This is a genomic window from Coprococcus intestinihominis (assembly GCF_040096555.1).
Lineage (GTDB): Bacteria > Bacillota > Clostridia > Lachnospirales > Lachnospiraceae > Coprococcus_A > Coprococcus_A intestinihominis.
Genome location: NZ_JBBMEK010000169.1, coordinates 1 through 7,286, shown reverse-complemented (window position 1 = coordinate 7,286; position 7,286 = coordinate 1). Strand labels below are relative to the sequence as shown.

8 protein-coding genes are annotated in these 7,286 nt (G+C 45.7%); all 8 read right to left on the bottom strand.

The genetic code is table 11. From position 1 onward, the window contains the following. Positions 1-1,002 (bottom strand): PHP domain-containing protein (locus WMO25_RS12395; protein ID WP_349085552.1); only part of this gene is annotated, 1,002 nt, incomplete at its 3' end. Between the two features lie 203 nt (positions 1,003-1,205). After that, positions 1,206-1,463, bottom strand: coding sequence for an HPr family phosphocarrier protein (locus WMO25_RS12390; protein ID WP_015512754.1), 258 nt, complete (start codon positions 1,461-1,463; stop codon positions 1,206-1,208). Between the two features lie 29 nt (positions 1,464-1,492). Next, the gene (whiA, locus tag WMO25_RS12385) at positions 1,493-2,449 is read right to left on the bottom strand and encodes a DNA-binding protein WhiA (protein WP_349085550.1); all 957 of its coding nucleotides are present in this window, start codon (positions 2,447-2,449) and stop codon (positions 1,493-1,495) included. A 4-nt stretch (positions 2,450-2,453) separates the two neighbouring features. Next, positions 2,454-3,338: an RNase adapter RapZ gene (gene rapZ / locus WMO25_RS12380; RefSeq protein ID WP_349085549.1), complete on the bottom strand. Its 885-nt coding sequence runs from the start codon at positions 3,336-3,338 to the stop codon at positions 2,454-2,456. 13 nt (positions 3,339-3,351) lie between these two features. Next, positions 3,352-4,269: a UDP-N-acetylmuramate dehydrogenase gene (murB, locus tag WMO25_RS12375; RefSeq protein WP_349085547.1), complete on the bottom strand. Its 918-nt coding sequence runs from the start codon at positions 4,267-4,269 to the stop codon at positions 3,352-3,354. A gap of 46 nt (positions 4,270-4,315) precedes the next feature. Continuing rightward, positions 4,316-5,263, bottom strand: a complete 948-nt coding sequence (locus tag WMO25_RS12370; protein ID WP_215689012.1) for an ROK family glucokinase — start codon at positions 5,261-5,263, stop codon at positions 4,316-4,318. Further along, positions 5,263-6,219: an HPr(Ser) kinase/phosphatase gene (gene hprK / locus WMO25_RS12365; protein ID WP_117528198.1), complete on the bottom strand. Its 957-nt coding sequence runs from the start codon at positions 6,217-6,219 to the stop codon at positions 5,263-5,265. Before hprK ends, WMO25_RS12370 begins: the two co-directional genes overlap by 1 nt. Before the next feature lie 76 nt (positions 6,220-6,295). Further along, on the bottom strand, positions 6,296-7,286 hold a 991-nt coding region (locus tag WMO25_RS12360; protein WP_349085544.1), incomplete at its 5' end, for a helix-hairpin-helix domain-containing protein.

Here is a 7,286-nt window from a genome sequence, read left to right as displayed (position 1 = left end):
CACGAATCCCATGGTTTTGATGGTATTTAATTCATAGCTGACACGCTCTTTGAGCTTCTCATCCGCCTGCGGATATCTTTCATAAAAACCGTCCCAGACAAGTTTCTGCAGATATTCCCATGAATCGTACCCTTCCGGCACAGGAAATTCCGGCAGTTTGTAATGACCGAACTCGATATCCACATGGCATCGCATGGCAATTTTGTGCGTATTCTCGATAGCCTCACGGGCATAAGGGAACAGCGATGCCATCTCTTCCGGTGATTTGACATAATACTGACCGCCCTCATAACGCATTCTATCCGTATCCGCCACTTTCTTGCCTGTCTGGATGCACAGCAATACGTCATGCGCCTGAGCATCTTCGGCCAATGTGTAATGAATATCATTGGTTGCCACCAATTCAAGGCCTGTATCTTTCGCCAGCCGAAGCAGTCCCTGATTCACCGTTTTCTGATCCGGAATGCCATGATCCTGCAATTCCAGATAAAAATGATCTTCACCGAAGATTTCTGACATTTCCTGTGCTGCATTCAAAGCCGTTTGATACAGGCCTTTTCTCAATGCATCTGGAATCTCTCCGGCCAGGCAGGCACTGAGAGCAATGATGCCTTCATGATATTCTTTTAAAAGTTCTTTATCTACACGGGGCTTATAATAAAAGCCTTCCGTAAAACCTTTGGATACAATTTTCATCAGATTATGATAACCGGTATCATTCTCCGCAAGCAATACCAGATGGTGATATCTGTTGCTGCTCATATTGCCGCTTTTGTCAAAACGTGAACCCGGTGCCACATAAACCTCACAGCCGATGACCGGATGAATGCCCTGCTTCTGTGCTTCCTTATAAAAATCAATCACACCATACATAACACCGTGATCTGTGATGGCCACACTGTCCATGCCAAGTTCCTTGACTCTGGCGATCAGTTCTTTGATTTTATTGGAGCCATCCAACAGACTGTATTCTGTATGAACGTGCAAATGTGTAAAATCCATGCGTACTCTCCTTTCTCTTGATAGTCTATCACCCAACCGCGAAGCAGCTGTTTTTTTCGCGGTCATACTCATCTTCATGACACGAAAAAGGACTGCTGTAAAACGAGCACCCGCACAATACTGCTGTGCTTGAGAACCGGTTTTACAACAGCCTCTTTCCTGTCGATCTTTATAATAAAATATGTTTATATAATAAAATATGTTTATTTCGATGTTGTCAGGTATTCTTCGATCTTGTTCATCGCTTCTTCTTCATCGACACCTTTCGTGATGATCGTCACTTCTTCACCCGGCGCAATAGAAAGTGTCATCATACCCATAATGCTCTTTGCATTCACCTTTTTATCTTCAACTTCTACGTAAATATTGCTTTCAAACTGGCTTGCAACCTGTACAAGTAAAGCCACAGGACGCGCTTCCATATCTGTAGGAATATTGATTGTAATGTTCTTTGAAATCATAAAATATACCTCGCCTTTCGATAATACCTCTATTGATGATGTCGTTCCCGAAGTTCATCAGCAAAAAGACTGATCTTCTTCAATCGGTGATTGACACCTGACTTTCCAACCGGTGTGTCCAACAACTGTCCGAGCTCGGCCAGTGTCGCCTCAGGATAGCGAACCCTCAATTCTGCCATCTCCTGGAGAGATTCCGGTAATTCGTCAAAAGCCGACGACATCTGAATGAATCTGATATCTTCAATCTGTTTCACAGCTGCTGAAACAGTCTTATTGATATTCGCTGTTTCACAGTTAACCTTACGATTGACGTTGTTGCGCATATCCTTGACAATGCGCACATTCTCCATATCCATCAACGCATTATAGGCACCCATAATATTCAGCAGATCAACGACCTGCGAGCTGTCCTTTACATAGACAACAAAATACTTTCTTCTCTTGATGACCCTTGCATTGATATTGAATGTCTCCATAATCATCTGCAGTTGTTTCGCCTTTGCCTCACTCAGGCAAACAATCTCAAAATGATAGGTCTTCACCGGATCGCTGACTGATCCTGCCGCCAGAAATGCGCCCCGGATAAATGCCCGTTTGCAACATTCTCTCTGAATAATCAAACTGTCTGATATGGAAAAATCTTCCTCAATCACGCCAAACGGCTTCATCAGCCTGCATGTCATAAGTATCTTTCTCGCTGTTTCATCGTCATTCACAGACAAAATATAGGACCGGTTCTTATTCAAACCGGAACTATGCCGGATTGAGACATCCGTATTTATATTATATGTTTTTTTCAATAATGTAAAGTACTTTCTTGCAACGGTTACATTTTCTGTATGAATTTCTATTCGAACGTGATCTTTTTCATCAAAAATCACCTTGCCGCACATACTGATAATTGCCGCCGTTTCCGCAATGCAGCAATGGCGCGGACTATTGCACTCTTTTGAAAGTTCTTCTTTGACTTTGCTGGAAAAAGACATAGCCTTACCTCACCTGACTGCTCTTATGCTGTCCATCTCTGTCTACATCCCTGTGTTCTGCTTTGAAACTGTATTCCAGATCTTTCATTTTCTCGTACAAAGCATTGGTTATTGTCACCGATCGATGCTTGCCGCCGGTACAGCCGATGGCCACCACAAGCTGGTTCTTTCCCTCTGCAATATAACGCGGGATCAGAAAAACAAGCATATCATACAACTGTTTCAGGAATATACCGGCATCTTCTGATTTCATGACATAGTCATACACCGGTTTGTCATTGCCTGTCTGATGCTTCAATTCATCCACATAATAAGGATTCGGCAGGAAGCGTACATCGAACACAAGATCCGCATCCGCCGGAATGCCGTATTTGAATCCAAATGACAGCAATGTAATATAGAAATTGCTGTAATCCTTATCCTCAACGAAAATATGCTGAATTTCCTTTTTCAGATCGCGAATCAGAAGGTTGCTTGTATCAATGATGTAATCGGACTGTTTCTTCAGGAAACTTAAGCGCTGTCTCTCCTCAGCAATGGCTGTCTCGATTCTTCCGCCTGCGGCCAACGGATGATTTCTTCTTGTCTCTTTATAGCGCTTAATCAGTTTGTCATCTTTGCAGTCCATAAAAAGGATTTCATAATCATAGCCTTCATCACGCACCGATTTCAGAACATCCTCCAACATATTCAGATGATTTCTGCTTCGGATATCAATGCCCAGTGCCACTTTCGACATCATATTCTCCTCATGCCAACTGATCTCCGCAAACTTCAAGACCAACGGCACCGGAAGGTTATCCACACAAAAGTACCCGGCATCTTCAAGCATCTTCAATACTGAACTCTTTCCAGCTCCCGACATTCCCGTTACAATTACAAAACGCATCTTATCACCTCGGTTAAAACTCTCCCAACAGTCTGACTTCCGGCTCTATCCTGACATGGAATTTCTCTTCCACTTCCTGTTGGACATAACGGATCAATGCCATCACATCTGCCGCCGTTGCCTGCCCTGCATTGATAACAAAACCACTGTGCTTCTCAGATACAACCGCATCGCCGACACGAAAGCCTTTTAAACCGCAGTCCTGGATCAGCTTGCCGGCAAAATAGCCCTCCGGCCGTTTAAATGTGCTGCCTGCACTCGGATATTCCAACGGCTGCTTCTCTCTTCTTAAGCGTGACAGTTCCGTGACTCTGTCTGAAATGGCCGCAGCATCACCTTTCTTAAAGGAAAAACCTGCTCTCAGAACAACTAACGGATGCTCCATCATCACACTGTGCCGATAAGAAAGTTTCAGATGTTCCTTCTCCAGTTTCAGAATGGCACCGGTTTCATCCATCAGTTCAGCCCACAATATATTGTCGCTGATCTCTCCGCCATAGGCACCTGCATTCATGGTAACACCGCCGCCAAGTGTTCCGGGTATGCCGGTAGCGTATTCAAAACCGGTATATCCCATAGAAGAAACCTGACGTGCCAGCCCGGAAAGCATCACGCCTGCCCCTGCCTCAACCAGTAATTCTCCTTCCTGCTCTTCATACTGTATATGATCCATTGTATGGCAAATATGAAAGATCACACCTCTGTAGCCACCGTCTCCCACCAGAAGATTGCTGCCGTTACCTGTCACAAAGTAGTCCACATCCACTTCACGACATAAAGCGATTCCCTTTGCCAGGGCAGATGCATCCGCTGGTTCAACAAAATAATCTGCCGGACCACCAATGCGGAATGTGGTATGCACAGCCATAGGCTCATCTCTCAAAACGTGGTCTGAGCCTGCTGCCTCCAATAATCTATGATAAAAATCCATATAAACCTCTTATCCTTTTATTTCAATCGATTGATCATGATTCATTCTAAAAATTGCAGACCATGCCTGCTGCACCGGTCATCCCCGCATCATTGCCCAATGATGCCAATACAAACGGCGTCTCTGCAGATGCATGAAACGCATACTGCTGATAATAACGCCGAATGCCTTCCGTCAAATATTCACCGGCCCTTGATACACCGCCGCCAATAACAAATACATCCGGATTCATGACACAGGCAATATAAGCTGCCGCACGGCCCAGAGCCTGCATCATCTGCTCTGCCACCCGGCATGCAAGGGCATCTCCTGCCTTAGCTGCATCCAGGACATCCTTGGCTGTCAGCGGGGCATACTGTCTCAAAATACTTGCTTCATCACACTCTGTCAATTGTCTCTTTGCCAGATTGACAATGCCTGTCGCAGAAGCGATCTGTTCAAGGCAGCCCTGATGGCCGCATCCGCAGGTTCCCACAACATTCTCCGGTTCTGTGATCACCATATGTCCGATCTCACCGGCTGCACCATTGGCGCCTGATACAATCTGTCCATTCTGGATAATGCCGCCGCCGACACCCGTTCCCAGTGTGAACATCACAATATTCTGATAGCCTTTGCCGCCGCCCTGCCACTGTTCTCCAAGGGCTGCTACATTGGCATCGTTCGCAGCTTTAACCTTCATTCCTGTCAATGCTGATAATTCGTCTGCTACGCAGACATTCCCCCATCCGAGATTCACGCAGCCCTGAACCCTATTCTCATTCAGAACCGGTCCCGGAACGCCAATACCGATGCCTGTCACCTGTTCCTTCGTCAGATGACGTACATCCACCTTATTCTGTATGGACGCTGCAATATCACTGAGAATAGCAGCGCCCTGATTCTCTGTTCTTGTCGGAATCTCCCATTTCTCCTGAAGCATTCCGTCTACTGTAAATAAACCGATCTTGACAGTGGTACCGCCGAGATCCACACCAAAACAAAATTGATCCATTAGTCTTCCTCACGTTTCTTCTGAAGGTTGCCCGTCACACGGCGATACAATTCATGTGCTGCATTATAACCCATCTGTTTCTGTCTGTGGTTGATGGCTGCTGTTTCTACGATGATAGCCAGATTACGCCCCGGACGGATTGGAATCGAATGGCAGACAACTTTATTGCCAAGGATTTCTTCATACTGTTCTTCCAGACCCAGTCGGTCATATTCACGCTCACGATCCCACTCTTCCAGTTTGATGATCAAACTGATGCTCTGGCTTTCTTCAACGCTCTGAACACCGTACAGCGTCTTAACATCAATAATACCGATACCGCGCAGTTCAATAAAATATCTTGTGATGTCCGGTGCTGTGCCAATCAGCTCATCGTTATTCGTCTTCTTGATCTCAACAACATCATCGGATACAAGACGATGACCGCGCTTAACCAGTTCCAGCGCTGCCTCACTCTTACCGATACCGCTTTCACCGGTAATCAGAACACCCTCACCAAACACATCCACTAAAACTCCATGGATGGAAATTCTCGGTGCCAGCTCTATCTTCAGGAAACGGTTCAATTCTGAGAAAAAGGATGATGTGCCGTCATCTGTAGCCAGCACGGGAACCCCGTATTTATTGCCCAGCTCCATAAAAAGCGGACGCGGCTCAAGTCCACGGCAGAAAATCATACATGGGATACCTGCTTTGAAAATCTTCTCTGTCATCTCACGGATATAATCATCATCATGCATCTTCAGATAAGAATACTCTACCTTGCCGATCAGCTGAATGCGGCTGTAGTCAAAATATTCAAAGTAACCCGCAAACTGCAGGGCCGGACGATTGACATCTGTCTGTCTGATCACGATCTTCTTTGTATCCACTTCAGGTGTCAGATTCTTCAAATTAAACTTCTCAATGACTTTGTTCAGTTTTACACTGTAATTTCCTTTGCTGGTATTGTACATTCTATCTCTCCACTCCTGTCCAAATGACCGTCTCTTTTCAATCTTCGCTTCATTTTAACATATCTTTATATTTTCATCAATGAAAATACGCATAAACTGCTCTGGCACTTCCCGCATTCATACTTTCGGCTTTCATCAGTTCTTCCTCATCCGCCTCACGTATTTTCTCTATACTGCCGAAATACTTCATCAGTGCCTTTCTTCTGGCCGGTCCGATGCCCGGAATCTCATCCAGCACTGAACGTACCTGGGTCTTGCTTCTTAACTGTCTGTGATATTCTATGGCAAAACGATGTGCTTCATCCTGCATTCTTGTAATTAATTTGAACATTTCAGAATGCGTGTCGATGGGAAGTTCCACCTGCTGATAATAAAGACCTCGTGTCCGATGGTGATCATCCTTGACCATACCACAGACAGGGATCTTCAGATGCAGCTGATTGAGCACTTTTAAAGCCACATTGACCTGCCCTTTGCCACCATCCATCATCAATACATCCGGGAAATCCGAAAACTTTCCTTCTTCCCCGCTCACAGTCTCTTCCAGTCCATGCTGAAAACGCCTTGTCAAAACCTCTTCCATACAGCGGTAATCGTCCTGTCCTTTGACTGTCCGGATTTTGAACTTGCGGTAAGCATTTCGCTTCGGCTTGCCGTTTTCATATACGATCATGGAGCCAACAGTCTCTACACCGCTGATATTGGAAATATCAAAGGCTTCCATCCTTCGGATACCTGCCGGAAGACCGAGCATCTCTGCCAGATCCCGCACAGCACCGGTTGTTCTTGCCTCTTCCAGTCGTATTTTCTCTCTGTCCTTTGTCAGCACGTTTCTCGCATTCTCAGCCGCCAGCTCCACCAGACGCTCTTTCTGTCCGCGCTGCGGCACCACTTCACGCACCTTGTGCCCTTTGCACCCTGACAGCCATTCCAGAATAACCTCCCTGTCATCTAAGGGATACTGCAGCATTAATGTAGACGGAACGAAAGGGGATGAAGCATAGTACTGCTTGACAAATGCAGTCAGCACCTGGCTTTCCGTATCATTGGCCACACCGGACACATAG